The organism is Cupriavidus taiwanensis LMG 19424 (assembly GCF_000069785.1).
GTDB classification, from domain to species: Bacteria; Pseudomonadota; Gammaproteobacteria; order Burkholderiales; family Burkholderiaceae; genus Cupriavidus; species Cupriavidus taiwanensis.
The window spans coordinates 2,337,408-2,363,933 of record NC_010528.1 but is presented as its reverse complement, the minus strand read 5'-3'; the positions used below and the strand labels follow the sequence as shown (position 1 = coordinate 2,363,933).

Sequence of the window (26,526 nt, the reverse complement as noted above, 5' to 3'; positions counted from 1 at the left end):
TCGCGGTCATGGAAAAAGCCACCATAATTTGGTGGCTTTTTTTGTTGCCGGCGAGCCTTTGGGTGGTGTCGTGGCACACCTCACGCCGCCGACGGCAACCGGATATCCGCCAGATCCCAGCGCGGCGTCACGCCGTAGCCATACTCACGCCGCGCCAGTTCGGGCGCCGCCTGCAGCCGCATCGCGCCAGCGAACGCAATCATCGCGCCGTTGTCGGTGCAGAACGCCAGATCCGGGTAATACACGTCGAGCTTGCGCTGCCGGCCGAGCTGGTCCAGCCGTTCGCGCAGCTGCCGGTTGGCGCCGACGCCGCCGGCCACTACCAGCCGCTTGTGGCCGGTCTGCCTGAGCGCCGCCATCGACTTGGCCACCAGCACGTCGACGATCGCATCGACAAAGGCGCGCGCGAGGTTGGCGCGATCCTGCTCGCAGGTATTGGCCAGCTTGCGGGTTTGCGTCAGCACCGCGGTCTTCAGGCCGGCGAAGGAAAAATCGAGGTTGCCCGAATGCAGCATCGGCCGCGGCAACTCGAATGCGCCCGGCACGCCGAACTCGGCCAGGCGCGACACTTCCGGCCCACCCGGGTAGCCCAGGCCGAGCAGCTTGGCGGTCTTGTCGAACGCTTCGCCGGCGGCATCGTCCAGGGTTTCGCCAAGCAGCGCGTAGTCGCCGATGCCGCGCACTTCCATCAGCTGCGTATGCCCGCCCGATACCAGCAGCGCCACGAACGGGAACGGCGGCGGCTCGCGCGTCAGCAGCGGCGACAGCAGGTGGCCTTCCAGGTGATGCACGCCCACCATCGGCACGTTCAGCGCAAAGCCCAGCGCATTGGCCACCGAGGCGCCGACCAGCAGCGCGCCGGCCAGCCCCGGGCCCTGGGTGAAGGCGATGGCGTCGATGTCCTGGCGGGTGCGGCCAGCGTCGGCCAGCACCTGCTCCAGCAGCGGCAGCACCCGGCGGATATGGTCGCGCGACGCCAGCTCGGGGACCACGCCGCCGTAGTCGCGGTGCATGGCGATCTGCGAGTGCAGCGCATGCGCGAGCAGGCCGGCGCCGGTGTCATAGAGCGCGAGGCCGGTTTCGTCGCAGGAAGATTCAATGCCGAGGACAAGCATGGGAGCCATGACGCCGTCTCCGGTCAGGGAAACAGCTGTCGAAACAAGGGTTTGCGGGAAGGGCGCAGGGTAGCACAGCGGCGCGCGGCGCGCTTTTCGCTACAATCTGCCCTTTCTCAGGCGGTGGCAAGACACATGGATTCGCGAGGCGTGCAATGAGCGGGACGGCCCAGTCCCGGACCGGCCGGTATGACGTGGCCGTACTGGGCGCCGGCGCCGCGGGCATGATGTGCGCCGCCGTGGCGGGGCAGAACGGCGCGCGCGTGGTGCTGATCGACCATGCCACCCGGCTCGCCGAGAAGATCCGCATCTCGGGCGGCGGCCGCTGCAATTTCACCAACCTGCAGGCCGGCCCCGCCAACTACCTGTCGTCCAATCCGCACTTCTGCCGCTCGGCGCTGGCGCGCTACACGCCGCAGGATTTCCTGGCGCTGATGCGCCGCCATGGCATCGCCTGGCACGAGAAGCACCGCGGCCAGCTGTTCTGCAACGATAGCGCCGAAGACGTGATCGCCATGCTGCGCGCCGAATGCGACATGGGCCAGGTGCGCTGGCAGACCGGCTGCACGGTGACGGAGATCCGGCGCGAAGGCGACGATTTCCTGCTGCTGACCGCCGCGGGCACGGTCCGGGCCGGCGCCCTGGTGGTGGCCACCGGCGGCCTGTCGATCCCCAAGATCGGCGCCACCGACTTCGGCTACCGCATTGCCCGTCAGTTCGGGCTGGGCATCGTCGAGACCCGGCCAGCGCTGGTGCCGCTGACCTTCGATGGCAAGGACTGGGCCCCCTTTGTGCCGCTGGCGGGGGTCTCGCTGGAGGTCGATATCGCCACTGGCAGCGGCAAGGCCGCGGGCGCGTTCCGCGAAGACCTGCTGTGGACGCACCGCGGCCTGTCCGGCCCCGCGGTGCTGCAGATTTCCAGCTACTGGCGTCCCGGCACGCCGATCGCCATCGACCTCTTCGATGGCGAGGACGCCGCCGCCTGGCTGCTGGCGCAGAAGGCGGGCAGCCGCAAGCACCTGGGCAACCTGCTGGCCCAGCGGCTGCCGTCGCGGCTGGCGGATGCGTGGTGCGCGGCCGCGGGCGTGGCGGCGACGATGCCGCTGCATGACGTGACCGACAAGGTCCTGCGCAAGCTCGGCGCCGCGCTCAACGACTGGCGCATCGTGCCGTCCGGCACAGAGGGCTATCGCAAGGCCGAGGTCACGCTGGGCGGGGTCGATACCCAGGGACTGTCGTCGAGCACCATGATGGCCCGCGACGTGCCGGGCCTGTATTTCATTGGCGAAGTGGTCGACGTGACCGGCTGGCTGGGCGGCTACAACTTCCAGTGGGCCTGGGCGTCGGCGGTGGCGGCCGGCCAGGCCGCCGCCGAGGCGGCACGGCAGGCGCGGGCAGGCCAGTCGGCGGCCTGAGCCCGGCTTGCTGAATGTGCTGCCTGAGGCGCGCATTGCGGGCCCATTGCGCGCCACTTTCGCGCCGGGTCGATGGTGCTACAATCCAGAACTTCGTAACGCCGCCATCCCGAAAATACCTTCATTTTCCGGCCAAATGACTACGATCCGACTCAAGGAAAACGAGCCTTTTGAAGTTGCCTTGCGCCGTTTCAAGCGCACCATCGAGAAAAACGGGCTGCTCCCGGAGCTACGGGCCCGCGAGTTTTACGAGAAACCCACCGCCGCGCGCAAGCGCAAGAAGGCTGCCGCAGAAAAGCGCCATTACAAGCGCATCCGCAGCCAGATGCTGCCGAAGAAGCTGTACTGACACCGCTTCGCGCTTGCCTATCACCCGCTGTGGCGCAGGCTCGGCGGGTTTTTGCGTTGTGGGCCTTGCATAGGGCGGTAATCGCCGCAATATGTAAGTGCCTGCCCACTTTCTGGAAGATCACGATGTCCCTCAAAGCCCGTATCAGCGAAGACATGAAGACAGCCATGCGCGCCCGTGAAACGGAACGCCTTGGCACCATCCGCTTGCTGCTGGCGGCGATCAAGCAGCGCGAAGTCGACGAGCGCGTGGAACTGGACGATACCGCCGTGCTGGCCGTGGTCGAAAAGCTGATCAAGCAGCGCAAGGACTCGATCGCGCAGTTCCAGCAGGCCGGCCGCAACGACCTCGCCGACAAGGAATTGGCCGAAGTCGAGGTGCTGAAGGTCTACATGCCGGCGGCGCTGTCGGACGAGGAAGTGGCCGCCGAGGTCCAGCAGGCGGTCGCCGCCACCGGCGCCGCGGGGCCGCAGGACATGGGCAAGGTCATGGGGGTGCTGAAGGGCAAGCTGGCCGGCCGTGCCGACATGACCGCCGTATCGGCGCTGGTCAAGGCCGCGCTTGCACCAAAGTAAATACTGATTTAATAGGTTGCAAGCATGATGCGCGCACTATCGCCGCCAATGGCGGACGTTGCGCGCAGATGTGAAGCAATCCGGGCAGCCGTGCCGCGCTGCACTACAATATTCCGATAGCAGCCGGGCGCCGCACCGGTCACGCATTCCTAAAAAGGGCCGCCCGCCGGGGACGGCCAAGCCTCAGGACGGTCAGTCGGGTGATTCCGCAATCCTTTATTCAGGACCTGCTCAACCGTGTCGACATTGTCGATGTGGTGGGCAAGTATGTGCAGCTGAAGAAGGGCGGCGCCAATTTCATGGGACTGTGCCCGTTCCATAACGAGAAATCCCCGTCGTTCACGGTTTCGCCCACCAAGCAGTTTTACCACTGCTTCGGCTGCGGGGCCCATGGCTCGGCCATTGGCTTCCTGATGGAGTTTTCCGGCCAGTCTTACCCTGAGGCAGTACGCGAGCTGGCCCAGTCGGTCGGCATGACCGTGCCCGAGGAGCGGGACCGCCTCCCGCCCGGCCAGCGTGCCGAGCAGCAGGCGCGCTCGGTGGCGCTGTCCGACGCCATGACCCGTGCCACCGATTTCTACCGCCGCCAGCTGCGTGGTGCCCCGCAGGCCATCCAGTACCTGAAGGGCCGGGGGCTCACGGGCGAGATCGCCGGGCAGTTCGGCCTGGGCTATGCCCCGGATGACTGGCAGGGGCTGGAGACCGTTTTCGGCAGCTATCGCGACGACAATGTGGCGGCGCCGCTGGTCGAGGCCGGCCTGCTGATCGAAAGCGACAAGCGCGACGCGGACGGCAAGCCGCGGCGCTACGACCGCTTCCGCGACCGCATCATGTTCCCGATCCGCAACACCAAGGGCGCGGTGATCGGCTTCGGCGGCCGGGTCATGGGGCAGGGCGAGCCCAAGTACCTGAACTCGCCCGAGACCCCCCTGTTCAGCAAGGGCACCGAGCTGTATGGCTTGTTCGAGGCTCGCCATGCGATCCGGGAAACCGGCTATGTGCTGGTGGTCGAAGGGTATATGGACGTCGTGGCGCTGGCCCAGCTCGGTTTTGCCAATGCCGTCGCCACCCTGGGCACGGCGTGCACGCCCGTGCACGTGCAAAAGCTGCTGCGGCAGACTGACGCGGTGGTGTTCTCGTTCGACGGCGACTCGGCGGGGCGGCGCGCCGCCAGGCGGGCGCTGGAAGCCTGCCTGCCGCACGTGGCCGACAACAAGACCATCCGCTTCCTGTTCCTGCCGGCCGAGCACGACCCCGACAGCTATGTGCGCGAAGAGGGCAGGGAAGCCTTTGCCGCGCAGGTGCGCAATGCGATGCCGCTGTCGCGCTTCCTGCTGCAGTCGGTCACCGAGGAGCTGGACCTGCGCCAGCCCGAGGGCCGCGCCCGCGCCCAGTATGAGGCCAAGCCGCTGCTTCAGGCGATGCCGGCGGGCGGGCTGCGGCTACAGATCGTGCGCGAACTTGCCGATGCCACGGGTACGACACCCGCGGAGATCGAGGCCATCTGCGGCCTGCGCAGCGATCCGGCACGGGTCGGGCGCTTCGCCCAGCCGCGCCCGCGCGCGCGCCGCCAGGCCCCGACCGGGCTGGAGCAGCGGGTGATCCAGTTGCTGATGTGCTACCCGGCACTGTCGGCACGGCTCGACGAAGACGCCCGTGCGTTGCTGCTGGACGGCGAAGGCGGGGACAGCGAAGTGCTGGCGCACCTGGTCAGCGCGTGCGACGGCGTCCAGGGCGAAGTGAATTTCGCTGCCTTCAGCGAGCACCTGGCCCAGTCGCCATATGCCGAGGTCTATGCCGCGGCGCGCACGGCGGTATTGCGCGAAGAGATCGAAGAGGCACCTGCAACACAGGAATTCGATGCGGCCATCACCAAGCTGCTGGCCGAACCGCTGCGGCGCGAGCTGGACAGCCTGCAGGCGGAGGTGATCGCCGGCACGGCCGATGAGGCGGCCAAGCAGCGCATGCGCTGGCTGGTGGGCGAAATCCACCGCCGGCGCCAACTTGGCTGAGGCGCCGGCGGGCGCCCTGGCCTTCAACCGGGAGGCGGCAACACGCGTTGGACAAGCATTGGATCAGGGACCGGGCCCGGCTGCGCCGAGCTTAAGCCTTGATTTTTCAGGTGAAAACCTCACCTGACAGGGAGCCGGCTATGCGTGGCGTGCTACAATAGCCGGTTTGGATTGCGAAATCTTTCTCTCCAGTTCTGGTGAAAGTGAGCGTGCCAATGGCAAAGGCCAAAGCAACCGAAAGGGTTACCTCTAAAGCTCCCCAATCAGGGAGCGGCAAGGCGTCTGTGAAAACCACGGCGGCGAAGACATCGACCGCGACCGTCAAGACGCCAGCCCGGTCTGCGCCATCAAAGTCCGTGCGCAGCGCGCAAGCGCCCGCCGTGACGACTCCCACCAGAACCCGCACATCCGAAAAGACAAAGGCCTCGACTTCGGCACGCGAGAGCGGCAAGAGCGCCAGTACGAGCGGCAAGGTTGCCGCGTCTGCAGCAGCATCTGCACCAGTGAAAGGCAAGAGTATCACCGTGGCGAAACAGCAGAATACCGAAGTCGAGAGCAAGCGAGCGGCAGCCGCCGGCGCCAAGAGCGGAGGCGCCAAGCAAGGCGTGGCCGCGACGGCAGCCAAGGCACGTGCCGCGACACCTGCATCCGTTGCATCCGAGCGTCCCGCTGCGCCGGCAATCAAGCCGGAGCCGAAAAAGCGTGGCCGCAAGCCCAAGGCCGAGATGCAGCACGACGACAGCACAACAGACGACGTGACTGAAGAGTTTTACGAGAACGATACGCGCGCGGCGGCAACACCGGCGGCGCCGAAGACCGAAAAGCAGAAAGCCAAGGACCGCAAGGCCAAGGAAAAGGCCCTGCTCAAGGAGTTCGCCTCGACCCAGCAAGGCACCGAGGAAGAGCTCGAGCTGCGTCGCCAGAAGCTCAAGGCGCTGATCAAGCTGGGCAAGTCGCGCGGCTACCTGACCTACGCGGAAATCAACGATCACCTGCCGGACGACATGGTCGATTCGGAAACGATCGACACGCTGGTCGCCACGCTGAACGACATCGGCATCGCCGTCTATGAACAGGCGCCGGATGCCGAGACGCTGCTGCTCAACGACAACGCCCCGTCCGCCACCAGCGAGGAAGAAGCCGAGGAAGAGGCCGAGGCGGCCCTGTCCACGGTGGACTCCGAGTTCGGCCGCACCACCGACCCGGTGCGCATGTACATGCGCGAGATGGGCACGGTCGAGCTGCTGACGCGCGAAGGCGAGATCGAGATCGCCAAGCGCATCGAGGCCGGCCTGAAGGACATGGTCATGGCGATCTCGGCGTGCCCGGTCACCATCTCCGAGATCCTGGCCCATGCCGAGCGCGTGGCCAACGACGAGATCAAGATCGACGAATTCGTCGACGGCCTGATCGACCCGAACGCCGAAGAAGCGCCGGAAGCCCCGTCGGCCCCGGCCGCCGCGGCCGACGACGAGGACCTCGAGTCCGACGACGACGAGGAAGGCGATGAGGACGAGGACGACGAAGGCGGCGCCGGCGCCGGCGCGTCCGCGCGCCAGCTGGAAGAACTGAAGCAGAACGCGCTGGAGAAATTCCGCGTGATCGCCGAGCAGTTCGACAAGATGCGCCGTGCGTTCGAGAAGGAAGGCTACAAGTCCAAGCCCTACGTCAAGGCGCAGGAAGCCATCCAGGCCGAACTGATGGGCATCCGCTTCACCGCTCGCAACGTCGAGCGCCTGTGCGACACGCTGCGTGGCCAGGTGGACGAAGTGCGCAAGCTCGAGCGTGCCATCCTGAACATCGTCGTCGACAAGTGCGGCATGCCGCGCGCTGACTTCGTCGCCCGCTTCCCGGGCAACGAGACCAACCTCGAGTGGATCCACACCGTGGTCGCCGACGGCAAGGGCTACAGCACCATCGTCGAGCGCAACGTGCCGGCAGTGCATGAGCTGCAGCAGAAGCTGATCGACCTGCAGGCGCGCGTGGTGCTGCCGCTGAAGGAACTGAAGGACGTCAACCGCAAGATGTCGGAAGGCGAACGCCGCGCGCGCGAAGCCAAGCGCGAGATGACCGAGGCCAACCTGCGCCTGGTGATCTCGATCGCCAAGAAGTACACCAACCGCGGCCTGCAGTTCCTCGACCTGATCCAGGAAGGCAACATCGGCCTGATGAAGGCGGTGGACAAGTTCGAATACCGCCGCGGCTACAAGTTCTCGACCTACGCCACGTGGTGGATCCGCCAGGCCATCACGCGCTCGATCGCCGACCAGGCGCGCACCATCCGCATCCCGGTGCACATGATCGAGACCATCAACAAGATGAACCGCATCTCGCGCCAGATCCTGCAGGAAACCGGCAACGAGCCGGATCCGGCAACGCTGGCCGAGAAGATGGAGATGCCGGAAGACAAGATCCGCAAGATCATGAAGATCGCGAAGGAACCGATCTCCATGGAAACGCCGATCGGTGACGACGACGACTCCCATCTGGGCGACTTCATCGAGGACACCAACACGCTGGCCCCGGCCGAAGCGGCGCTCCACGGCTCCATGCGCGACGTCGTCAAGGACGTGCTGGACTCGCTGACGCCGCGCGAAGCCAAGGTGCTGCGCATGCGCTTCGGCATCGAAATGAGCACCGACCACACGCTGGAAGAGGTCGGCAAGCAGTTCGACGTCACGCGTGAACGGATCCGCCAGATCGAGGCCAAGGCACTGCGCAAGCTGCGCCACCCGAGCCGCTCCGACAAGCTGAAGAGTTTCCTGGAAGGCAACTAAACGCTTCCAAGGGCCTCTAGCTCATGCCTGGTTAGAGCAGCGGACTCATAATCCGTTGGTGCCGTGTTCGACTCACGGGAGGCCCACCAATGCAGTGAAAAAGGGGTTACGGTACGCCGTAACCCCTTTTTTTGTTTGCCGAGTACGAGAAACCTCATGCCAGCGCCGCAGTCGCAACCTTCCACCGCCGCAACCGATCTTCGAGCCCATTGGTCCCGCCGTTGATGCGCCGCGTCAGCCCGATAAAGTCACCACTGTCGGCCAGCGCATTGCAACCATGCGTGCGCCACCACCATGCCGCCGAGCGCGCGGCCCACGCATCCTGCTCGAGCAGTTCCGGCGTGGCGGTCAGGTCGGCGCCGAGCGCGGCCCCGCACGCCGCGTAGTTGGCGCGACCGGTAATCTGGATCAGCCCCCGGCCGCGGAAGCGCTTGCCATCGCCGGGGCGAACATTGCCGAGCGCCATGGCCTTGCGCGACGGCGGCTCGTACAGCGCCTGCGCCGGCGTCGGCCCCCACAGCTCATGCGTGAACTGGTAGCCGAGCGACTCGTGCCCGGTCTGCGCCAGGAATGCGGCGATGCGCGCCGCGCCGGTGATGTCGTACGCCTGCATCGCTTCGCACAGGCGCGGGAACCAGCGCTCGCATTGCGGCTCGCTCAGTCCGGTGGCGGCGCGGAATTGTTCCGGTGTCATCTGCATATTGCGTCTCCTTGTCGTATTGGCGGCCGCTGCCGCGTTGCCGCTTATGGCGCGGCGGATGGGACTGGCTGGGGTGGTGGCTGCGGCGGCGCCCATGTGCCGTTGGCCACCAGCGTGTCGATGGTGTGCTGCAGCGGGTCGGCGCTGACGCTGAATTCGCCGGCGAAGGGCCGGTCGACCGCCAGCAGGAAAAAGAACGCCAGGCCGATGGTGATGGCCCACGCGGTGATCAGCGCCAGGTTGAAGGGCGTTGCCGGCAGCACGTACAGCAGCGCGAACGACAGCGCGCTGACAATCAGGATCACGCCCCACAAGGTGTTCGGCATGGCCGCGTGCAGCGTCAGGATCCGTTGCTGCCGGTACTTGACCATCTCGTTGACGCGCATCAGCACCTCCCCCAGCAGCACGGTCTGGCGGCTGTCGAGCGGACGGATCCGGTTGGCCAGGTCGAACATCTGGTCGAAGCGCTGTTCGGTGTGCGCATCCGGCTTGCCCACGCGTTGCATGCGCGGCCATTCCTCGTGCACCACCATCACCAGGTAGGTGTGCAATGCCGCCGCGGCGGCATCGGCGGCGCTGCTGTCGAACGCGGCCAGGTCGCGCGCCAGTTCGCCCGCGGCGGTGGCTTCGGCGGCGACGGTGCGGTCGGCGGCGTTGTAGGTGTCCCAGACGTTGATCGCGGCAAAGGCGACCAGCAGCGAGTTGATGGTGGTGATGATCGAGACCATCGACACCGCCATCGCGCGTTGCTCGGCATCGAGCTCGATCAGCGCGAAGCGGCGCGCCACGGCATAGCCGGCCAGCACCACGGTCACGATGGCGCCGACCACGATGGCGGCCATGCCGGTGCTGGGCAGGCTGTAGAGGAACAGCATGGCGCTATGCCTTGTTCGGCTCGCGCGGCGTGGTGCCGCGCACCGCGGTTTCGACGATCTCCACGATGCGCTGCAGCAGGCGATGCACCGCGGTTGCCGAGAACCCGCCCAGCATCGACAAGGCCGGCTTGCCGAAGCTGCGCATGCCGGCCGAGTCGAACAGCTGCGGCGGCAGCATCTCGACCAGGATCAGCCCGGACATGATGCCAAGGATCAGCTGCGCGGCGTAGGCGGAGTCGTACTTGGGATCATAAGTACCCTTGGCGATGTAGCCATGCACCTGGAACAGCGACGCAAACGAGGCCCCCAGCCCGGCGCAGAACAGCAGGAACAGCATGTTGAACAGCAGCGTGCGGCCCGACGAGGCCAGGATGCCGGCGCGCATGTTTTCCATCGACACCTCCGCCGGCAGGCCGGTCAGCACCACCGCCAGCAGGCAGCACACCGCGGTGCCGGTCAGTGCGCGCACCAGCGGCACCGGTCCCAGGCAGGCCAGCGGATGCGCGCGGCGGCGTTCGTCGTCGAGCAGCGTGATGCATTGCGGCGTCGCGGGCACGATGGCACGGGCCAGGTCCTGGTGCAGTTGCGCGAGCTGCTGCACGGCAGGGCCCGTCCCGGCTTGCGGCTGCAACGTAGCCGACGGTGCCGCGGCCGCTTCGTGATCTCTGCCGAGTAGCACGGTCCAGCCGGCCGGCATCGCGATGCCGAGCCGCAGCGCATGGCTGGCCATGGCCTCGCATTCGCGTCGCAACTGGCCATCGAGCGGTAACGGCGCAGCCGTCGCCGCGGCAAGTCGGGGCGGTGCCGCGACGGGATCGGCGGCAGCGGCGCGCCGCAACGGCGCGGCGGTGAAGTCGAGCGTGCGCATGATCTATGGAAGGAAGAGGGCGGCCCGGTGGCCCGGGCCGCGTGTTTGCCCGCGCGGCGGGAGGCTGGTGCTACTGCGGCCGGCCCAGCAGGCGCTGCAGGTTCTGCAACTGCGGCAGCCCGCCGCCGAAGCGGTTCTCCGGGTCGTGCGCGACGATCGGCGAACTGATGGCGCGGATCAGCTGGAACAGCGCCGCGACGCGGCGCGGTCCGCGCGGACCCATCCACGCCGCCAGTTGGGGGTCGGACAGCAGCAGCGCGGCGAGCCCCGCGATATGCGGTGCGGCCATCGAGGTGCCGGAGTCAGGCATGAAGGCGGCGCCTGGCACCGTCGAGATGATCCCCACCCCCGGGCCGCACACCGCGATCTGCGGGCCGAAGCACGAGAACGTCGGCGCGAACAGCCCCGCGCGCGTGGCCGCGTGCTGCACCACCTGGGTACGCTCCCACACGTCGTGCGGCAGCTCGCCCTGCAGGCCCAGCGCCGAAACCGCCAGCACGGAAGCCGATGCCGCCGGATACTGCACCGGGCCGCCCGAGTTGCCGGCCGCGACGATGCACGCCACGCCGCTGTGCACGGCCTCGAGCAGCTTCTGCTCCACCGCCTGCGAAGGCTGCGGCGCGCCCAGGCTCAGGTTGACCACGTCGATGTCGTGATCGATGCAGTAGTCGAGCGCCCGCAGCAGCGTGCTGAACTGCCCGCCGGGGAAGATCTTGAGCGCGTGCATCTCCGCTTCCGGCGCAAAACCCAGCATGGTGGCCTGGGCCGCGGTGGCGGCGGCCGGCTCGCCGGGCTGCGGCCGCGCGCCGATCACGCCGGCGCAGTGCGAACCATGGCCGATGGTGTCGAGGCGCCAGGTGTCGCCGGCGTCGGGGCCGCTGCCGGTCAGGTCCATGCCGTGACGGATATGTGCCAGCAGCGGATGGGCGGCGTCGGCGCCGGAATCGACCACCGCGACGCGCACGCCGCGGCCGCCGAAGCTGCGCGTCAGCCGGTCCAGTCCCATCAGCCGCTGGCCCCAGCCGAAGCGCCCGTGCGGCGGCACGTCCGGATTCGGCTGCGACAGCGGCGTCACGCGTATCACGTTGGGCTGTCCGGACACGACATTGGGCGACAGCAGGTACTTGTTCCAGTAGCCGCTGAGCGGCCGCACGAACAGCGAGCGCGCCGGCCCGGGTTGCTGCTGCACCAGCGTCAGCGTTGCTTCGCCGCTGGCATCGGTGGTCGCCGTCGCGGGGAAGCCATCGCCCGCCAGTGTGATGGCCACGCCCGGCAGCGGCGTGTCGCCGGTGCCCAGCACGCGCACCAGTACCTCGCGCGACACCGGAGCGTCGAATGCCGATTGCGGATGCAGCCGGTCCGAGGTCTCGAGCTCGGCCTTGCGGCCATAGCCCAGCGGATGGTCTTCCTCGACGATCATGTGCGGCGGCGCGGTGGCCTGCAGCATCTGCGCGTGCGCAGCGTCGAGCTTGACCACATAGGTGTGGGCGGCTTCGTCGGGCCGCACGGAATGCAGGTGCGTGTTCTTGTGGCCCTCGACCACATGCACGACTTCAACGCCGGGCAATTGCGTGACCGTACTGTGCAGTTCAGCGGCCGACATCGGCGTCACGCCGGCCTGCTGGGCCAGTGCGTGGCGCCGCGGCGCGATCAGGTATTGCTTGCGGCCGGCGTCCAGCGCCACGGCCTCGCGGCTGCCCGCGCCGGGCGCGGCGGCACGGTCGTCGCCGGCGCGCGCGGCCTCGCCTTTCTTGTCTCGTTCCATTTGCTTTCTCCACCGCGGCGCCAGGCGGCGACGCATCGATTCGGGCAGGCCCGGCGCGTTGGCGCCGGCCAGCGGGGGGGCGCCGTCTGGCGTCCCCGTTCATGCGCATGAAGCCCTGCGCCGACCCGATGCGCGGGACTTCATGCGCAGCGCTTCAGGCATAGACCACTTGCGGCTGGGCCGAGAACGGCAGCAGGCCGCCGAGATGGCCGGCAACGGTGCCGATCTGCTGGCCCACGTTGGCGTTGCCCAGCAGGCCGCCGACGGCATGGCCAAGGGTCGGTGCCACCGCGCCGATCAGCGAGCCGAACACGCCCTGCGGCGCCAGAGCGACCTGGGGCTGGGCCGAGAATGGCAGCAGGCCGCCGAGATGGCCGGCCACGGTGCCGATCTGCTGCCCCACGTTGGCATTGCCCAGCAGGCCGCCGACGGCATGGCCCAGGGTCGGCGCCACCGCGCCGATCAGCGAGCCGAATACGCCCTGCGGCGCCAGCGTGACCGCGGGCATGGCGGAGAACGGCAGATAGCGTGCGCCTTCGCGAACGATGTTGGCACCATGCATGGCGGCGTTCGGATAGCCCGCGGCGGTGCCGGCCGCCTGGATGAATCCCGGTGCGTGCGTCGCGATGGCGGTGCCGATCGGGCCGGTATGCCCGGGGTCGGGGAACGGAAGATGCTGGGCCAGCGCGCCGGCGGCGGCGCCGGCCGCATGGCCGATCACCGGGTTCACATAGTGCGTGACCACGGCCTGCACGCCGTCTCGCACCGCCGGAGCGACCGCGTCGGTCATCGCGCTTTGCGGCACCAGCATCGGCTGTGCGGCGAACGGCAGCAGGCTGCCGATACCGCTGACGAGATTGCCGAGTACACCTTGCGGCGCCAGGACGGCGGCGTGGATGGGGTAGGTCATGACGACTCCTTTGAATGACTGCGTAGAGGGAGGAACAAGGCGGCGGGCTGCGCATGGCTGGCCCGATCTCCGCGCCTGCCGCGTTGCCGTGCATCGGAGCGGCACCCGGACAGGTGGAATCATTCTTGGTTTTCGGCCCGCGCCGCCGCCATTGGGCAAATGCGGTATTGGCAGTGGATAATGCCTGGCAACAATCAGAATTAAATATCGCGCAGCATGAATTGGCTTTTAAATATAAAAACCAGCACCTAGAATTCGCCTCTGCTGCCGGCATCCGGAAATTCCGTATCGCACCGTCGGGTAGTGCGCAATCCCATGCCGGCGCAACAGCGCAAGACATCGAAAACAAAAGCAGTGATCTGGAGCCCGACCGGGCTGTCCCCGGTTCCGCTCGTAGGTCCGCACTAGCCTTGCACGAAGGGTCCTGTGATGCATTGATGCACAGATAGACGCGCGGCTGCCGCTCCTGCGACGGAACCCATCCGTTCCATCGCATGGAGTCCTCCGCATGAACCTCACCACTCGGGAAGAGACGGTGCTCGCCTGCATTGCCCGCGGCATGAGCGATCGCGAGATCGCCGCACGTCTTTCATTTTCCGTTTCCACGGCGCGAAAGCACCGTGAGCATCTGCTCGCGAAAATGCAATTGCGAAAATCATCGCAATTGACCATGTACTATCTCGCGCGCCAGCACGGGCTGTTTAAAAAAGCGGGACGGCAGCCGCGGATAATCCATTCTCGGAACGCGAGCGCGAATATCTGGAATGGCTCGGGCGCGGCCTGAGCGACAAGGAAATCGCGCGGGCGCTGGGCATCAGCGACCAGACCGCGCGCACGCATCGGGCCCGGCTGCTGCAGAAGGCGGGCGCGGGCAATGTCTGCGCCTTGCTGTTCCAGTGCGTGCACAACGGATGGCTGGCGCTGCCGCAGGACCAGGCCTGCGATGCGTAGCGGGTGCGGGGCACTGTGGCGCGCTACCGCATTTGCCCAATGGCACGGCGCGGGGGCGCCTCCGGAAAATGGTCCACGCAGCCGCCGCATGGCGACCGGCGTGCTGCCTGCCGCGACCCGTCCGGCCTTTCGATTCCTGTCGCCGTGCTGGAGCCATCATGATTCGATGCAAGCCAATCGCCCGCCTGCGGGCACTTGCCGCGGCCTGCGCGCTTTGCGCCAGCGCAGGCGTCGTCGCGCAGGCGCTGCCCGCGCTGGGTGCGGACCTGGGGCAGACCTCGGTGTCGGGGCTGTCTTCCGGCGCGTTCATGGCCACGCAATTCCACGTCGCGTACTCCGGCACCATGGCCGGCGTCGGCGTGGTCGCGGGCGGGCCGTTCTACTGCGCCGGCCTGTTCGTGCCCACGCCGCCCGCTACCGCGGCCGCGACCCAATGCATGCAGCCGGTCGGCGATACCGGCCCGGACGCGCAGGCGGCGCTGGACGCGGCGCGCACCTTTGCCCGCGACGGCCGCATCGACGCGGTGCAGAACCTGGCGCGCCAGCGCGTCTACGTGTTTGCCGGCACGCGCGACCAGACCGTGCTGCCGCGCGTCGCCGCGCAGGTGGGGCGCTTCTACGCGCTGGCCGGCGTGCCGGCATCGCAGCTGCAGTACGTGTCCGATGTCGCGGCCGGACATGCCTTCATCACCAGCCAGTCGGGCGATGCCGCCTGCGCGGTCAGCGCGTCGCCTTTCATCAACAACTGCGGGCTCGAGCAGGCACGGCAGATCCTGCAGTGGATCTACGGAACGCTGCAGCCGGCGGCACGGCCGGCGGGCGAGCTGCTGCGCTTTGACCAGCGTGCCTTCGATCCCGGCGGCAAGGCGCTGCTTGCCGACAGCGGTTATGTCTACGTGCCGCGCGAGTGCGGCGCCGATGGCGGTGGGGCGGCTTGCCGCGTGCACGTGGCCTTCCATGGCTGCCTGCAGGGCGCGGGCGCTATCGGCGAACGCTTCGTGCGCGGCGCCGGCTACCTGGAGAGTGCCGAGGCCAACCGCATCGTGGTGCTGTTCCCGCAGGTCGGCGCGTCGCGGCATAACCCGCTGGGCTGCTGGGACTTCTGGGGCTATACCAGCGACGACCCGGCCCAGCCTGACTTTTTCTCGCGCGAGGCGCCGCAGATGGCCGCGGTCATGCGCATGGTCCGCCGACTCGGCGCCGCACCCCAGTGAGCGCCGCGCGTTCGCTCCCATCCGATGCACTTTCCGCAAGGAGATCCGCCATGCTTTCCATCCTGCAAGCCCAATGGGAAAGCGCCATCCGTACGGCGCTGGACCTGACCCTGTGCCACCTGCATGCCGCCACCGCGCTCGCGCAGGCGCCCTTCAGCGCTGCCGATCCTGGCGCGGCGCGGGCGCCGGCGCGCCAGGCGCTGGCCGTGCTGAACCGATATGCCGAGGAACGTGCCGCGCAGCAGGCGCAATGGTGGCGCGCGCAGCGCGACCGCCTCGACCTTGCCGGCGTCGCGCAGGCGTGGCGTGGCCTGGATGCGATCGAGGCCGACCTCGCCGCGCGCGCGGCGCAGGCCAGGGCCGGCTACAACGATGCCGTGCGCGAGGCCCTGGCGCGCTATCTCGAAGACCTGGGCGAGGCGCGCGACGGCAACGACATCGGCCTGGCGCTGCTGCGCGCGCTGACGGACTGGCAGGAGGCTGGCAAGACCTGCGCGGGGCAAGCGGCGGCAATGGGTGCCGCGATGATGCCGGCATGGACGCAGTGGCTGCAGTCGGCGCTGGCGGAACCCGGCGCGTCGCGAGCCGTCGCGGGCGCGGCGGGACAGCGCGCGGCGCAGGACGGTTGAACCACGCGCGGCGGTGCGGGCCCGCTGCCTCAGCCCTGCGCCGCCATCCCCATCGCCGGATCGCTCACCGTATGCCGGCCGGTTTCCACGCGGCCGGCGAAGCGGCGGTAGAAGGCCGGATCGGTGTCGCAGGTCACCGCGAAGTCATACCATTGCCCGCTCTGCTCCAGCTGCCAGTGCTGCGACTTGCTGCCGTTGGCGCCGACGGTGGCTTTCCACGGGCCGTCGCCGCGGTAGGCCAGCGGCTCGATGTGGAAGTGGCAGGCGCGGCCGCCGGCGTTGATCAGGTCGACATAGACATCGCCGTTGGCAATGTCGTAGCAGACGCGGATCTCGGGGGCGATGCCGGTCTCGCCGATGCGGCGGGTGTCGCCGCGGAAATGGCGATGGAAGCCGTTGGGCCCGAGCACCCACAGGTCGTATTGGCCGCCATTGTCCTGGAAGGCGTTCCAGCTATCGCTGAGCCACTTGCCGGCCTCGACCACATAGCGGCGCGGAATGCGTTCCAGGTGGTGGCGGTCGTAGACGTGGAACACCGCGGCCTGCGTGCCGGTGTTGGCGAACACCAGTTCGACCTGGCCCACGGCGCTGCAGCGCGCGCTGGTGTGCAGTTCGTACGGCAACGCGCGCGACGGGCGCGTGCCGGCCGCTTGCTGCGGCAGTTGCATGTCGGCGGGCAGCGGCACGGCCGGCAGGGCCTGCTGCGCGCGGCGCAGCTGGTCGGCGTCGCTGCGCGTGGTGCGGCCGCCCAGCGTGGGCAGCGCCTCGTTATTGGGCGTCTTGAAATTGAAGGCGCTGGTCAGGTCGCCGCACACGGCGCGGCGGAACGGGCTGATATGGGGCTCGGCCACGCCGAAGCGCGCTTCCAGGAAGCGCAGCACGGAAGTGTGGTCGAACACCTGAGAGTTGACCCAGCCGCCGCGGCTCCACGGCGAGATCACGTACAACGGCACGCGCGGTCCCGGGCCGAAGACGCGGCCGTCCGCCGCGGGCTGGGTCCGGCTGCCCGGCGGCGCCGGCTGCTTGAAGTACTCGGCCTGCATCTCGGCATCGCTCAGCGTCGACTTGCCGGCGAGCGTCTTGTCCGGATTGACCGACGGTGCCGAGGGCGAGGGGACGTGATCGAAATAGCCATCGTTCTCGTCGAAGTTGACCAGCAGCACGGTCTTGCTCCAGACCTCGGGCACCGCGGTCAGGGCGTCAAGCACCTCCTGCAGGAACCAGGCACCCTGCACCGGGCTCGACGGGCCGGGATGCTCGCAATAGATCGATGGCGCGTTGATCCACGACACCTGCGGCAGCCTGCCTTCGCGGATGTCGCGGCGGAAGGCATCGAGATACTCGTCGGGCCGGCTGCCGGGCAGGGTGTTGGCCACGCCCTTGTAAAGCGGGTTGCCGGGGTTGTCGGTGGCGGCATCGTAGGCGTGGTACGGCAACGGCTGCCCGGTGTTGGCATAGGGCGCGCCCGGCGCGCCGCCGCTGGAGACCGGATAGCCCGATGCCAGGTTGGCCTTGCGGAACTGCTGGAACGCGCCCAGCATGTTGTCGCCCCATTCGTCGGGCATGTTCTGGTAGCAGATCCAGCTGATGCCGGCGTCTTCCAGGCGCTCGGCATAGGTCTTCCAGGTGTAGCCGGTGTTGGCCGAGGCCGGCAGGCCGTCGATCGCGTCCCACTCGTTGTTGACGAAGGCGACGTTGGCGGCGGTGGGGCCATTGGTGCCGGTCAGGTGGAACGCGCGGTTCGCGTCGGTGCCGGTGTGCATCGAGCAGTGGTACGCATCGCACAGCGTGAAGGCGTTGGCCAGCGCGAACTGGAACGGGATCTCCTGCTCCCGGAAGTAGCCCATCGACGTGCTGGTCTTGTACGTCGGCCAGTTGGCCATGCGGCCGTGGTCCCAGGCCTGCTGGCTGTCCAGCCATGCGTGCGGGGTGCCGGCGGCGCGCTGGGCGTTGTTGCTGGTGCCGTCGAGGTGGTACGGCGTCAGCACCGCGCCGTTGGCGCGCTGTTGCTGCCATACCTGGCGCGCACCGGGCAGCGGGATGCCAAAGCGGTCGCCGAAGCCGCGCACGCCGCGCAGCGTGCCGAAATAGTGGTCGAAGGAACGGTTCTCCTGCATCAGGATCACCACGTGCTCGACATCCTGGATGGTGCCGGTGGCATTGTTGGCCGGGATGGCCAGGGCCTTGCGGATGCTGGGCGGAAACGCGGCCAGCGCGGCAGCGGCGAAACCGGTGCCGGCTGCTGCCTGCAGGAATTTGCGGCGAGAGACCATGGTCTTGTCGGAAGTGGGCGTGGAGACTGGCGGAAGCTTCAGGGCGCGCAGCGGATCACCGGATCGGGCCGCTGGTCGGGCTTGCCTGGCTGTCCGGGCTTGACCGGCTGGGCGCTCGGCGCAAGCGTTGCACTGGGGGACAGGGTGGGGCCGCCGTCGCCGCCGCAGGCGGACAGCAAGGCCGCCGCGATCAGCATCGCGGCCAGGGTGGTGGGCAGTCTGCGGGGAAGCATGGAATCACCTGGCTGGTTGTGGTGGCGGCTGCTGCGAGCCGGAGCCAGGCGAGTGTAGGAAGGGGTGGTGACGTGCCGATGACAGAACTTTGATCCCCGCGGGTGCCCGTCAACGCCATGCCGTCCGGGAAGAATCGCGGCGATGCACTATGGTAGTCAGATGCATTCGCGTCCGGCCGGACGCGACCGATCTACCCTGAACAGGAGTGATGCCCATGTCCTATATCGACGGATTCGTGCTCGCCGTTTCCCAGGCCAATCGCGACCGCTATCGCCAGGTGGCGCAACGGGCCGCCGCGGTGTTCAAGGAACACGGTGCACTGCAGGTGGTGGAGTGCTGGGGAGACGATGTGCCGGAAGGCAAGGTCACGTCCTTTACGATGGCGGTGCAACGCAAGGACGATGAAGCCGTGGTGTTCTCGTGGATCCTGTGGCCGTCACGCGAAAAGCGCGACAGCGGCATGAAGGCGGCGATGGCAGACCCGCGGCTGAAGGAGGGCATGGACCCGATGCCGTTCGACGGGCAGCGGATGATCTTTGGCGGCTTCGAGGTGATTGTCGACGAATGATCCGGCCCGGCGCCGGCCGGGCGCCGGACCCGTGCTTCAGATCAGGTGGAAGACCATGCTCAGGGCGATGGCGCCGCCCACGGTTTCCACCGCGGCAAGGGCGAGAAGGTTCTTCAGTACGAAAGCCTCTTCTTTTTTCGTCACCATGGTCTGTCTCCCGGTCATTGGACTAGTGTTGCAGCACCATCGGCGGTGGCAATCCGGCGTTGGCGGTGCCAGGGGCGTCGATGTGAGACCAGTAGACCGCATCCGGGCGCCCGCCGGAAGCTGGCGAAAACCCGCTCGGCGAAAACCCGGATTCCTGCCAGCGTGTGACAAGGCCATGATTGACTGGCTTTGCCGGGCGCGTCTGCGGCCTGCCAGCCACGGCGCATGCAATGGCCCACATTTGGGGGATGCCCGGGCCGGCACGATGCGCCAAGATCGATGCGTGGGTGGTCGAACCGATTGCCCCGCTACCGCTTGAGCCCCGCTGCCTCCCCGGCACGCGGGGCTTTTCTACATGGGCCGGGCGCGGCTCAGCGCGCCTGCAGGATGGCTTCGATGCGGGCGGCGGCCTCGCGCAGCGGCGCCAGGAAGCGCGCTTCCAGGTAGGCCCGGTCGCGGCTGCCCAGCACCATGCTGAAGCCCAGCCCGGCCACCACCTTGCCGGCCTGGTCGCGCAGCGGCACCGAGATCCCGGCATAGCCATCGACCAGTTCGCTGACCAGCACGCAATAGCCGTCGGCGCGCACCTGGCGCAGCGTGCGTGCCAGCGTGGTGCGCGAGCTGACCGTGAACGGCGTCAGCTTGCGCAGCGTCGCGCCGGCCAGGTAAGCCTCCAGCGCGGTGTCATCCAGGCCGGCCAGCAGCACCCGTCCCAGCGAGTGCGCGTACGCCGGCATGCGCCGCCCCAGCGCCATGTCCACCCGCAGCAGCTGGCGCGGCTCCTCGCGCGCCACCAGCACCACTGATTCGGCATCGAGCACGCCCAGCGAGCAGCTTTCGCCCTGGGTCTCGCACAACTGCTGCAGGTAAGGCCGCGCCATCTGCGGCAGGCTCATCGAGGCAAAGTAGGCGTAGCCCAGCTCCATCACCCGCGGCGTCAGCGCGAAGTGGCGGCCGTCCTGGGCCACGTAGCCGTTGTGCTCGAGCGTGAGCAGCAGCCGGCGCGCGGCGGCGCGGGTCACGTCGAGCTGGTCGGCAACCTCCTGCATGGTCAGGCGCTCCGCGCCGGCGCCCAGCAGGCGCAGCAGCGCCAGGCCCTTGCTCAGCGATTCCAGCAGTTCGTCCTTCTTGGCGGTTTCGGCTTGCGGCATGGGGCGTTGGCAGGGAATGGCGTGAAATGGACGATGGGGCACGTGTTGTCGAGGCCGTCGCGGAGGGCTTGCGCCGACCGGCAGCCTCTCCGTATGATAGCGTTTTCCGAACAAATGTTCGCAAAACGAATTCACGGAAAGCGTGCCGCCAGCGATGCGGGACGGTACGACCAGAACCGGAGACAGCGATGAAGGTAATCACCGCGCGTGAAGCGGCGGCACTCGTGCAGGATGGCTGGACCGTGGCCAGCGCGGGCTTTGTCGGCGCTGGCCACGCCGAGGCCGTGACCGAGGCGCTGGAGCAGCGCTTCCTGCACAGCGGCCTGCCGCGCGACCTGACGCTGGTGTATTCGGCCGGACAGGGCGACCGCGGCGCGCGCGGGGTGAACCATTTCGGCAACGCCGGCATGACGGCCACCGTGGTCGGCGGCCACTGGCGCTCGGCCACGCGGCTGGCCTCGCTGGCGATGGCCGAGCAGTGCGAAGGCTACAACCTGCCGCAGGGCGTGCTGACCCACCTGTACCGCGCCATTGCCGGCGGCAAGCCCGGCGTGATGACGAAAATCGGCCTGCACACCTTTGTCGATCCGCGCACCGCGCAGGACGCGCGCTACCACGGCGGCGCGGTCAACCAGCGCGCGCGCCGGGCCATTGCCGAAGGGCGGGCCTGCTGGGTCGATGCGGTCGAGTTCCGCGGCGACGAATACCTGTTCTATCCCAGCTTCCCGATCGACTGCGCGCTGATCCGCTGCACCGCCGCCGATGCCCGCGGCAACCTCAGCACCCATCGCGAAGCCTTCCACCATGAGCTGCTGGCACTGGCGCAGGCCGCGCACAACTCGGGCGGCATCGTGATCGCGCAGGTCGAAAGCCTGGTCGATCACCACGAGATCCTGCAAGCCATCCACGTGCCCGGCATCCTGGTCGACTACGTGGTGGTCTGCGACAACCCGGCCAACCACCAGATGACCTTCGCCGAGGCCTTCAACCCCGCCTACGTGACGCCGTGGCAGGGCGAGGGCGCCGTGGACGAGGCTGCCGCCCCGTCGCCCGAGGCCGGGCCCCTCGACGCGCGCACCATCGTGCAGCGCCGCGCGGTGATGGAACTGGCGCGGCGCGCGCCGCGGGTGGTCAACCTGGGGGTGGGCATGCCGGCGGCGGTGGGGATGCTGGCGCACCAGGCGGGGCTGCACGGCTTCACCCTGACCGTCGAAGCCGGCCCCATCGGCGGCACGCCCGCGGATGGCCTCAGCTTCGGCGCCTCGGCCTACCCGGAAGCGGTGGTGGACCAGCCCGCGCAATTCGACTTCTACGAGGGCGGCGGCATCGACCTCGCGATCCTGGGCCTGGCCGAACTGGACGGCCAGGGCAACGTCAACGTCAGCAAGTTCGGCGAAGGCGAGGGCGCGCTGATTGCCGGTGTCGGCGGCTTTATCAACATCACCCAGAGCGCGCGCGCCGTGGTCTTCATGGGCACGCTGACGGCGGGCGGGCTGGAGGTGCGCGCCGGCGACGGCAGCTTGCGGATCGTGCGCGAAGGCCGCGTGAAGAAGGTCGTCCCAGAGGTGTCGCACCTGAGCTTCAACGGCCCCTACGTGGCATCGCTGGGCATCCCGGTGGTGTACATCACCGAGCGCGCGGTGTTCGAGATGCGCGCCGGCGAGCGCGGTGAAGCGTGTCTCACGCTGGTCGAGATCGCCCCCGGGGTCGACCTGCAGCGCGATGTGCTCGACCAGTGCGCCGCGCCGGTGGCCGTGGCGCCGGACCTGCGCGAGATGGATGCACGGCTGTTCCAGGCCGGCACCATGCGCCTGTAACCGCCGCCGCACCACCACACCATTCCATCGGACGGGCCGGCCATGACCGGTTCGCAAGGAGGCACGCCAGATCTGTCATGACGTCACGCCACCGCAGTCGCTTCATCCCGGCACGGCCACCGGCCGCGCATCGATTCCGATTTATCGCGATTTACCGCAGGACACCGCTACACCATGCAGAACACTAGCCGCCGTACCTTCCAGCGCCGCCTGGGCGCCGTCCTCCTGAGCGCCACGCTGCCGCTCGCCGCCGCGCCGGCCCTGGCCGAGACCTACCCGAGCAAGCCGATCCGGCTGGTGGTGCCGTTCCCGCCGGGCGGCCCGACCGACACCGCCGCGCGCATCATCGGCCAGAAGATGAGCGAAACGCTGAAGCAGCCGGTGGTGGTCGACAACCGCCCCGGCGCCTCCGGCACCATCGGCGCCGAGAACGTCGCCAAGAGCCCCGCCGACGGCTATACGCTGCTGGTGCTGGCCACGCCCACGCTGCTGGCGCCGCACCTGATCCACCGCAAGGGCTATGACATCTTCAAGGACTTCACGCCGATCGGCGCCGCCTATGACCTGCCCATCGTGATGGTGGTCAATCCGCAGGCGATGCCGGACGTGACCAGCCTGCAGCAGTACATCGCCAAGGCCAAGGCCAGGCCCGGCGCGCTCAACTACACCAGCGCCGGCAATGGCAGCTTCGGCCACCTGTCGACCGAGCTGCTGAAGAACCTGGGCGACTTCGACGTCCAGCACGTGCCCTACAAGGGCAGCGCCCCGGCCATCTCCGACCTGCTGGCCGGCCAGGTGCCGATGATGTTCTCGGACATGATCGCGGCGCTGCCGCATATCAAGGCCGGCAAGCTGCGCCCGATCGCGGTCGGATCCGCCAAGCGGGTCAGCTTTACGCCGGAAGTGAAGACGGTAGCCGAGCAGGGCTTCCCGGGCTTCGACGCCACCGCGTGGGGCGGGCTGCTGGCGCCGGCCGGCACGCCCAAAGAGGTGGTGGCCACCTTGTCGGCCGAGCTGAAGAAGGCGCTGGCCGACCCGACCGTGCAGCAGAAGATGCTGGGCGCCGGCACCGTGGCCGCCTATCTGCCGCCGGAGCAGCTGGCCGCGCGCATGAAGGCCGACTACAGCAAGTGGGGCAAGGTGATCCAGGACAACGGCATCCGCGGCGACTGAGCGGCGCGCCAGCCGGTGTGGCGGCCCGGGACGCAGCCCGGGCGCGGCTCAGGCGGGCTGCCGGCCCTGCGGCTGGCTGGCCGGCAGCGGGGGCAGGGGCAGCGCCTGCTGGCGGCCGGCCGTGGCCAGTCCCAGGAACTGGCTGGAGGTGCGCAGGAATTGCTGGCAGGTCAGGCGAAACAGCTCGAAGTCCATGTCAGTCTCGATGTGAAGAGGCGGCACGGTCCGGCAGGGCCGCCGCGCCGCCGGCATCTTGCTCGGCCGATATGACAATGTCTTGACAATGCCGCGCGCCGGTCCGCCGCTGGCGGCGGTTGTCGCGGCCGCCGCACGGCGGCGCCGGAATGCCCATTGCGTGGGCAGAGATGCTAAAATCTAAGTCTTTGATTCTCTTGGCCAAATGCTGTAGCCAGCAGGGCCGCGCCGGAACCGTCCCGGCGCCAGGCGAGATTCAGGGCGAGATGAGTTCCAGACGCGTATCCGTTTGTGCCGGGTTCGCCTCCCGCCAATACCGATACCCATGACCACTACGAACGCACCAGAACCTACCACCGCGGTTCCGACCGCCGTGCAGACCTTCGACAGCTTTGGCCTGGACGCGCGCATCCTGCGGGCCTTGTCCGAGCAGGGCTATACCTCTCCCACGCCGATCCAGGCGCAGGCCATTCCGGTCGTGCTGCTGGGCAAGGACGTGATGGGCGCCGCGCAGACCGGCACCGGCAAGACCGCGGGCTTCGCGCTGCCGATCATCCAGCGCCTGCTGCCGCTGGCCAATGCCAGCGCCTCTCCGGCACGCCACCCGGTGCGCGCGCTGATGCTGACCCCGACGCGCGAGCTGGCCGACCAGGTCTACGACAACGTTGCCCGCTACGCCAAGCACACCGACCTGCGCAGCACCGTGGTGTTCGGCGGCGTCGACATGAACCCGCAGACCGACGCGCTGCGCCGCGGCGTCGAGATCCTGGTGGCCACGCCCGGCCGCCTGCTCGACCACGTGCAGCAGAAGTCGGTGAACCTGTCGCAGGTGCAGATGCTGGTGCTGGACGAAGCCGACCGCATGCTCGACATGGGCTTCCTGCCGGACCTGCAGCGCATCATCAACCTGCTGCCGGCGCAGCGCCAGACGCTGCTGTTCTCGGCGACGTTCTCGCCCGAGATCAAGCGCCTGGCTTCCAGCTACCTGAAGCAGCCGGTCACCATCGAAGTGGCGCGCAGCAACTCGACCAACGAGAACGTGCGCCAGGCGGTGTACCAGGTCGAGGACGGCCACAAGCAGGCGGCGGTGGTGCACCTGCTCAAGCAGCGCGCCGAGCAATCGCAGTCGCGCCAGTGCATCGTCTTCGTCAACAGCAAGATCGGCTGCTCGCGGCTGGCGCGCCACCTGGAGCGCGAGGGCATCAACGCCGCCGCGATCCACGGCGACAAGACCCAGACCGAGCGCATGCAGACGCTGGACGGCTTCAAGAGCGGCACCATCGATGCGCTGGTCGCCACCGACGTGGCCGCGCGCGGGCTCGACATCCCCGACATGCCGTGCGTGATCAACTTCGACCTGCCGTACAGCGCCGAAGACTACGTGCACCGCATCGGCCGTACCGGCCGCGCGGGCGCCAGCGGCGACGCGCTGTCGATCTACGTGCCCGGCAATGACGAGCGCCTGCTGTCCGATATCGAAAAGCTGATCAAGCGCAGCATCCCGCGCGGCAAGCTGGAGGGCTTCGACCCCACCGGTGAGCGCGCCCGCCAGGCCGACAGCGAGCGCCGCCGCGAGCGCAACGACCTGCGCCGCGCGCGCGGCGCCGATAGCGAAGACCGTCCGCGCCGCCACGACCACGGTGCCAGCCGCCAGGCCTTCCGCGCTTCGGACGACCCGTTCTTCTCGCGCCCGTATGAGCCGAGCCCCTCGAGCGCGGCGCAGGCCAAGGCCGCCGACGAAGTCGCCGCGGCGCTCACGCGCGGACGCCAGGCGCCCAAGCGGCCGGTGGCGGCCCTGCTGGGCGGGGTGCCGCGCAAGTCCTGAACGGATCGTGGTTCCAATGAATGGCCCGCCTGCGCGGGCCATTTGTTTTTGTGGCGCCTAGACCGATGCCGGCAGCGTGGACAGCCGCTCGCGCCAGCCGTCGGTGGCCCGCGCCAGCCAGTCCTGGGCCGTGCCGGCCCGGTTCGATAGTCCCAGGTGCGCGCCGGCCTCGCGCAGCGCGTCCAGCGGGGCGCTGGTGTCGATCGGCTGCGCGCCGCTCTGCTTGCTGAGCTTTTCGCCAAGCGGGTTCACCACCACCGGCACGTGCAGGTAGGCCGGCGTGGGCAAGCCCAGCAGATGCTGCAGGTGGATCTGCCGCGGCGTGGAGTCGAGCAGGTCGGCGCCGCGCACGATATGCGTGATGCCCTGCAGGCCATCGTCGACCACCACCGCCAGCTGGTAGGCCCACAGGCCATCGGCACGGCGCAGCACGAAGTCGCCCAGCTCGGTTTCGAGGTTCTGGCACTGGCGTCCCTGCCAGCGGTCGTCGAAGCACACCAAGGCGGCAGGGCCGTCCGGCACGCGCACGCGCCATGCGCGCGGCAGCTTGCCGTTCAGGCCGTGGCGGCAGGTGCCGGGGTAGCCCAGGGTCTGGTGCCGCTCGCGCACATGCACCAGCGAATCGGCGATCTCCTTGCGCGAGCAGCCGCACGGGTAGAGCTGCCCGGCGGCATCGAGCCGGCGCAGCGCTTCGGCATAGTGCGGTTCGCGCCGGCTCTGCCACACCGGCGGCTCGTCGGGCGTCATGCCGACGCGCTCCAGCGTGTGCAGGATGTCGTGGTCCGCGCCGCGCACGCAGCGCGGCGTGTCGATGTCTTCGATGCGCACCAGCCATTGCCCGCCATGCGCGCGCGCATCCAGCCAGCTGGCCAGCGCGGTGACCAGCGAGCCCAGGTGCAGCGGCCCGGTGGGCGAGGGCGCGAAGCGGCCGCGATAGCCGCCTGCGGCGCTCTTGCGCACTGCCATTGCAGCCCTCTCCGACATCAGC

The 26,526-nt window shown here is 68.5% G+C and carries 26 protein-coding genes and 1 tRNA gene; 15 read left to right on the top strand and 12 right to left on the bottom strand.

The window, feature by feature from the left end; all coding sequences use genetic code 11:
- Nucleotides 1–80 precede the first annotated feature (80 nt).
- Nucleotides 81–1,115: a tRNA (adenosine(37)-N6)-threonylcarbamoyltransferase complex transferase subunit TsaD gene (gene tsaD, locus RALTA_RS10825; protein ID WP_012353472.1), complete on the bottom strand. Its 1,035-nt coding sequence runs from the start codon at nucleotides 1,113–1,115 to the stop codon at nucleotides 81–83.
- 155 nt (nucleotides 1,116–1,270) lie between these two features.
- On the opposite strand from tsaD, the gene RALTA_RS10820 reads away from it, so the two are divergent.
- The 4 genes from RALTA_RS10820 to dnaG all read left to right on the top strand — a co-directional run bounded on the left by RALTA_RS10820 (nucleotide 1,271) and on the right by dnaG (nucleotide 5,466).
- A complete protein-coding gene (locus RALTA_RS10820; RefSeq protein WP_012353471.1) occupies nucleotides 1,271–2,530 on the top strand; it encodes a BaiN/RdsA family NAD(P)/FAD-dependent oxidoreductase in 1,260 nt (419 codons plus the stop codon).
- A gap of 136 nt (nucleotides 2,531–2,666) precedes the next feature.
- Nucleotides 2,667–2,879 carry a 30S ribosomal protein S21 gene (rpsU, locus tag RALTA_RS10815; protein ID WP_012353470.1) on the top strand — a complete coding sequence of 71 codons (213 nt, stop codon included), beginning with the start codon at nucleotides 2,667–2,669 and terminating at the stop codon, nucleotides 2,877–2,879.
- A gap of 125 nt (nucleotides 2,880–3,004) precedes the next feature.
- Nucleotides 3,005–3,454: a GatB/YqeY domain-containing protein gene (locus RALTA_RS10810; protein WP_012353469.1), complete on the top strand. Its 450-nt coding sequence runs from the start codon at nucleotides 3,005–3,007 to the stop codon at nucleotides 3,452–3,454.
- A 200-nt stretch (nucleotides 3,455–3,654) separates the two neighbouring features.
- Nucleotides 3,655–5,466 carry a DNA primase gene (gene dnaG / locus RALTA_RS10805; protein WP_012353468.1) on the top strand — a complete coding sequence of 604 codons (1,812 nt, stop codon included), beginning with the start codon at nucleotides 3,655–3,657 and terminating at the stop codon, nucleotides 5,464–5,466.
- 106 nt (nucleotides 5,467–5,572) lie between these two features.
- Here dnaG and RALTA_RS30695 read toward each other — a convergent pair whose 3' ends face one another.
- Nucleotides 5,573–5,980 carry a hypothetical protein gene (locus tag RALTA_RS30695; protein WP_232347993.1) on the bottom strand — a complete coding sequence of 136 codons (408 nt, stop codon included), beginning with the start codon at nucleotides 5,978–5,980 and terminating at the stop codon, nucleotides 5,573–5,575.
- Here RALTA_RS30695 and rpoD point away from each other — a divergent pair.
- Entirely contained in the window at nucleotides 5,970–8,243 is a 2,274-nt protein-coding gene (gene rpoD / locus RALTA_RS10795; RefSeq protein WP_025585222.1) for an RNA polymerase sigma factor RpoD, read from the top strand. The two genes, RALTA_RS30695 and rpoD, sit on opposite strands and share 11 nt — an antisense overlap.
- Nucleotides 8,244–8,253: 10 nt before the next feature.
- Nucleotides 8,254–8,332, top strand: a tRNA-Ile gene (locus RALTA_RS10790).
- Between the two features lie 65 nt (nucleotides 8,333–8,397).
- Here RALTA_RS10790 and RALTA_RS10785 read toward each other — a convergent pair.
- The 5 genes from RALTA_RS10785 to RALTA_RS10765 form a co-directional block, all read right to left on the bottom strand.
- The gene (locus tag RALTA_RS10785; RefSeq protein WP_012353466.1) at nucleotides 8,398–8,937 is read right to left on the bottom strand and encodes a glycoside hydrolase family 19 protein; all 540 of its coding nucleotides are present in this window, start codon (nucleotides 8,935–8,937) and stop codon (nucleotides 8,398–8,400) included.
- A 50-nt stretch (nucleotides 8,938–8,987) separates the two neighbouring features.
- Nucleotides 8,988–9,818 carry a bestrophin-like domain gene (locus RALTA_RS10780; RefSeq protein WP_012353465.1) on the bottom strand — a complete coding sequence of 277 codons (831 nt, stop codon included), beginning with the start codon at nucleotides 9,816–9,818 and terminating at the stop codon, nucleotides 8,988–8,990.
- A 4-nt stretch (nucleotides 9,819–9,822) separates the two neighbouring features.
- Nucleotides 9,823–10,686 carry a hypothetical protein gene (locus RALTA_RS10775; protein ID WP_041232171.1) on the bottom strand — a complete coding sequence of 288 codons (864 nt, stop codon included), beginning with the start codon at nucleotides 10,684–10,686 and terminating at the stop codon, nucleotides 9,823–9,825.
- A gap of 70 nt (nucleotides 10,687–10,756) precedes the next feature.
- Nucleotides 10,757–12,451: a S8 family serine peptidase gene (locus RALTA_RS10770; RefSeq protein WP_050976451.1), complete on the bottom strand. Its 1,695-nt coding sequence runs from the start codon at nucleotides 12,449–12,451 to the stop codon at nucleotides 10,757–10,759.
- A 154-nt stretch (nucleotides 12,452–12,605) separates the two neighbouring features.
- The gene (locus RALTA_RS10765; RefSeq protein WP_012353462.1) at nucleotides 12,606–13,361 is read right to left on the bottom strand and encodes a hypothetical protein; all 756 of its coding nucleotides are present in this window, start codon (nucleotides 13,359–13,361) and stop codon (nucleotides 12,606–12,608) included.
- 53 nt (nucleotides 13,362–13,414) lie between these two features.
- Here RALTA_RS10765 and RALTA_RS30255 point away from each other — a divergent pair, with 53 nt between their 5' ends.
- The 5 genes from RALTA_RS30255 (at nucleotide 13,415) to RALTA_RS10750 (ending at nucleotide 16,155) form a co-directional block, all read left to right on the top strand.
- Nucleotides 13,415–13,810 carry a hypothetical protein gene (locus RALTA_RS30255; protein ID WP_012353461.1) on the top strand — a complete coding sequence of 132 codons (396 nt, stop codon included), beginning with the start codon at nucleotides 13,415–13,417 and terminating at the stop codon, nucleotides 13,808–13,810.
- A gap of 59 nt (nucleotides 13,811–13,869) precedes the next feature.
- Nucleotides 13,870–14,145, top strand: coding sequence for a response regulator transcription factor (locus RALTA_RS10760; protein WP_012353460.1), 276 nt, complete (start codon nucleotides 13,870–13,872; stop codon nucleotides 14,143–14,145).
- On the top strand, nucleotides 14,121–14,312 hold the full coding sequence (locus RALTA_RS31080; RefSeq protein ID WP_081479492.1) for a response regulator transcription factor: 192 nt from the start codon (nucleotides 14,121–14,123) through the stop codon (nucleotides 14,310–14,312). Before RALTA_RS10760 ends, RALTA_RS31080 begins: the two co-directional genes overlap by 25 nt.
- A gap of 158 nt (nucleotides 14,313–14,470) precedes the next feature.
- On the top strand, nucleotides 14,471–15,526 hold the full coding sequence (locus tag RALTA_RS10755; protein WP_012353458.1) for an extracellular catalytic domain type 2 short-chain-length polyhydroxyalkanoate depolymerase: 1,056 nt from the start codon (nucleotides 14,471–14,473) through the stop codon (nucleotides 15,524–15,526).
- Nucleotides 15,527–15,576: 50 nt separating this feature from the next.
- A complete protein-coding gene (locus tag RALTA_RS10750) occupies nucleotides 15,577–16,155 on the top strand; it encodes a hypothetical protein (RefSeq protein ID WP_012353457.1) in 579 nt (192 codons plus the stop codon).
- Between the two features lie 29 nt (nucleotides 16,156–16,184).
- Here the strand turns inward: RALTA_RS10750 and RALTA_RS10745 are convergent, their stop codons facing one another.
- Both RALTA_RS10745 and RALTA_RS10740 read right to left on the bottom strand, forming a co-directional pair.
- Nucleotides 16,185–18,428, bottom strand: a complete 2,244-nt coding sequence (locus tag RALTA_RS10745; protein ID WP_041232170.1) for a phosphocholine-specific phospholipase C — start codon at nucleotides 18,426–18,428, stop codon at nucleotides 16,185–16,187.
- A 38-nt stretch (nucleotides 18,429–18,466) separates the two neighbouring features.
- Nucleotides 18,467–18,661, bottom strand: coding sequence for a hypothetical protein (locus RALTA_RS10740; RefSeq protein WP_012353455.1), 195 nt, complete (start codon nucleotides 18,659–18,661; stop codon nucleotides 18,467–18,469).
- 215 nt (nucleotides 18,662–18,876) lie between these two features.
- Here RALTA_RS10740 and RALTA_RS10735 point away from each other — a divergent pair, with 215 nt between their 5' ends.
- A complete protein-coding gene (locus RALTA_RS10735; protein ID WP_012353454.1) occupies nucleotides 18,877–19,230 on the top strand; it encodes a DUF1428 domain-containing protein in 354 nt (117 codons plus the stop codon).
- Between the two features lie 518 nt (nucleotides 19,231–19,748).
- Here RALTA_RS10735 and RALTA_RS10730 read toward each other — a convergent pair.
- Nucleotides 19,749–20,528 (bottom strand): IclR family transcriptional regulator domain-containing protein, encoded by a 780-nt coding sequence (locus RALTA_RS10730; RefSeq protein ID WP_012353452.1) that lies wholly within the window; start codon nucleotides 20,526–20,528, stop codon nucleotides 19,749–19,751.
- A gap of 188 nt (nucleotides 20,529–20,716) precedes the next feature.
- Between RALTA_RS10730 and RALTA_RS10725 the strand changes: the two genes are divergently transcribed.
- Together RALTA_RS10725 and RALTA_RS10720 are read left to right on the top strand one after the other, a co-directional pair.
- Entirely contained in the window at nucleotides 20,717–22,345 is a 1,629-nt protein-coding gene (locus RALTA_RS10725) for an acyl CoA:acetate/3-ketoacid CoA transferase (protein ID WP_012353451.1), read from the top strand.
- Nucleotides 22,346–22,519: 174 nt separating this feature from the next.
- Entirely contained in the window at nucleotides 22,520–23,518 is a 999-nt protein-coding gene (locus RALTA_RS10720) for a Bug family tripartite tricarboxylate transporter substrate binding protein (RefSeq protein WP_012353450.1), read from the top strand.
- Nucleotides 23,519–23,566: 48 nt separating this feature from the next.
- Here RALTA_RS10720 and RALTA_RS30640 read toward each other — a convergent pair whose 3' ends face one another.
- On the bottom strand, nucleotides 23,567–23,713 hold the full coding sequence (locus tag RALTA_RS30640; RefSeq protein WP_012353449.1) for a hypothetical protein: 147 nt from the start codon (nucleotides 23,711–23,713) through the stop codon (nucleotides 23,567–23,569).
- A 325-nt stretch (nucleotides 23,714–24,038) separates the two neighbouring features.
- On the opposite strand from RALTA_RS30640, the gene RALTA_RS10715 reads away from it, so the two are divergent.
- Nucleotides 24,039–25,538 carry a DEAD/DEAH box helicase gene (locus RALTA_RS10715; protein WP_050976450.1) on the top strand — a complete coding sequence of 500 codons (1,500 nt, stop codon included), beginning with the start codon at nucleotides 24,039–24,041 and terminating at the stop codon, nucleotides 25,536–25,538.
- 57 nt (nucleotides 25,539–25,595) lie between these two features.
- On the opposite strand, the gene gluQRS is transcribed toward RALTA_RS10715, so the two are convergent.
- On the bottom strand, nucleotides 25,596–26,504 hold the full coding sequence (gluQRS, locus tag RALTA_RS10710; protein ID WP_012353447.1) for a tRNA glutamyl-Q(34) synthetase GluQRS: 909 nt from the start codon (nucleotides 26,502–26,504) through the stop codon (nucleotides 25,596–25,598).
- Nucleotides 26,505–26,526 lie beyond the last annotated feature (22 nt).

What these genes read in the sequence shown, in the direction of transcription:
- tsaD (WP_012353472.1), bottom strand. Translation starts at nt 1,115, where the DNA reads ATGCTTGTCCTCGGCATTGAATCTTCCTGCGACGAAACCGGCCTCGCG.
- RALTA_RS10820 (WP_012353471.1), top strand. Translation starts at nt 1,271, where the DNA reads ATGAGCGGGACGGCCCAGTCCCGGACCGGCCGGTATGACGTGGCCGTA.
- rpsU (WP_012353470.1), top strand. Translation starts at nt 2,667, where the DNA reads ATGACTACGATCCGACTCAAGGAAAACGAGCCTTTTGAAGTTGCCTTG.
- RALTA_RS10810 (WP_012353469.1), top strand. Translation starts at nt 3,005, where the DNA reads ATGTCCCTCAAAGCCCGTATCAGCGAAGACATGAAGACAGCCATGCGC.
- RALTA_RS10785 (WP_012353466.1), bottom strand. Translation starts at nt 8,937, where the DNA reads ATGACACCGGAACAATTCCGCGCCGCCACCGGACTGAGCGAGCCGCAA.
- RALTA_RS10780 (WP_012353465.1), bottom strand. Translation starts at nt 9,818, where the DNA reads ATGCTGTTCCTCTACAGCCTGCCCAGCACCGGCATGGCCGCCATCGTG.
- RALTA_RS10775 (WP_041232171.1), bottom strand. Translation starts at nt 10,686, where the DNA reads ATGCGCACGCTCGACTTCACCGCCGCGCCGTTGCGGCGCGCCGCTGCC.
- RALTA_RS10770 (WP_050976451.1), bottom strand. Translation starts at nt 12,451, where the DNA reads ATGGAACGAGACAAGAAAGGCGAGGCCGCGCGCGCCGGCGACGACCGT.
- RALTA_RS10765 (WP_012353462.1), bottom strand. Translation starts at nt 13,361, where the DNA reads ATGACCTACCCCATCCACGCCGCCGTCCTGGCGCCGCAAGGTGTACTC.
- RALTA_RS30255 (WP_012353461.1), top strand. Translation starts at nt 13,415, where the DNA reads ATGGCTGGCCCGATCTCCGCGCCTGCCGCGTTGCCGTGCATCGGAGCG.
- RALTA_RS10760 (WP_012353460.1), top strand. Translation starts at nt 13,870, where the DNA reads ATGAACCTCACCACTCGGGAAGAGACGGTGCTCGCCTGCATTGCCCGC.
- RALTA_RS10755 (WP_012353458.1), top strand. Translation starts at nt 14,471, where the DNA reads ATGATTCGATGCAAGCCAATCGCCCGCCTGCGGGCACTTGCCGCGGCC.
- RALTA_RS10750 (WP_012353457.1), top strand. Translation starts at nt 15,577, where the DNA reads ATGCTTTCCATCCTGCAAGCCCAATGGGAAAGCGCCATCCGTACGGCG.
- RALTA_RS10745 (WP_041232170.1), bottom strand. Translation starts at nt 18,428, where the DNA reads ATGGTCTCTCGCCGCAAATTCCTGCAGGCAGCAGCCGGCACCGGTTTC.
- RALTA_RS10740 (WP_012353455.1), bottom strand. Translation starts at nt 18,661, where the DNA reads ATGCTTCCCCGCAGACTGCCCACCACCCTGGCCGCGATGCTGATCGCG.
- RALTA_RS10735 (WP_012353454.1), top strand. Translation starts at nt 18,877, where the DNA reads ATGTCCTATATCGACGGATTCGTGCTCGCCGTTTCCCAGGCCAATCGC.
- RALTA_RS10730 (WP_012353452.1), bottom strand. Translation starts at nt 20,528, where the DNA reads ATGCCGCAAGCCGAAACCGCCAAGAAGGACGAACTGCTGGAATCGCTG.
- RALTA_RS10725 (WP_012353451.1), top strand. Translation starts at nt 20,717, where the DNA reads ATGAAGGTAATCACCGCGCGTGAAGCGGCGGCACTCGTGCAGGATGGC.
- RALTA_RS10720 (WP_012353450.1), top strand. Translation starts at nt 22,520, where the DNA reads ATGCAGAACACTAGCCGCCGTACCTTCCAGCGCCGCCTGGGCGCCGTC.
- RALTA_RS30640 (WP_012353449.1), bottom strand. Translation starts at nt 23,713, where the DNA reads ATGGACTTCGAGCTGTTTCGCCTGACCTGCCAGCAATTCCTGCGCACC.
- RALTA_RS10715 (WP_050976450.1), top strand. Translation starts at nt 24,039, where the DNA reads ATGACCACTACGAACGCACCAGAACCTACCACCGCGGTTCCGACCGCC.
- gluQRS (WP_012353447.1), bottom strand. Translation starts at nt 26,504, where the DNA reads ATGGCAGTGCGCAAGAGCGCCGCAGGCGGCTATCGCGGCCGCTTCGCG.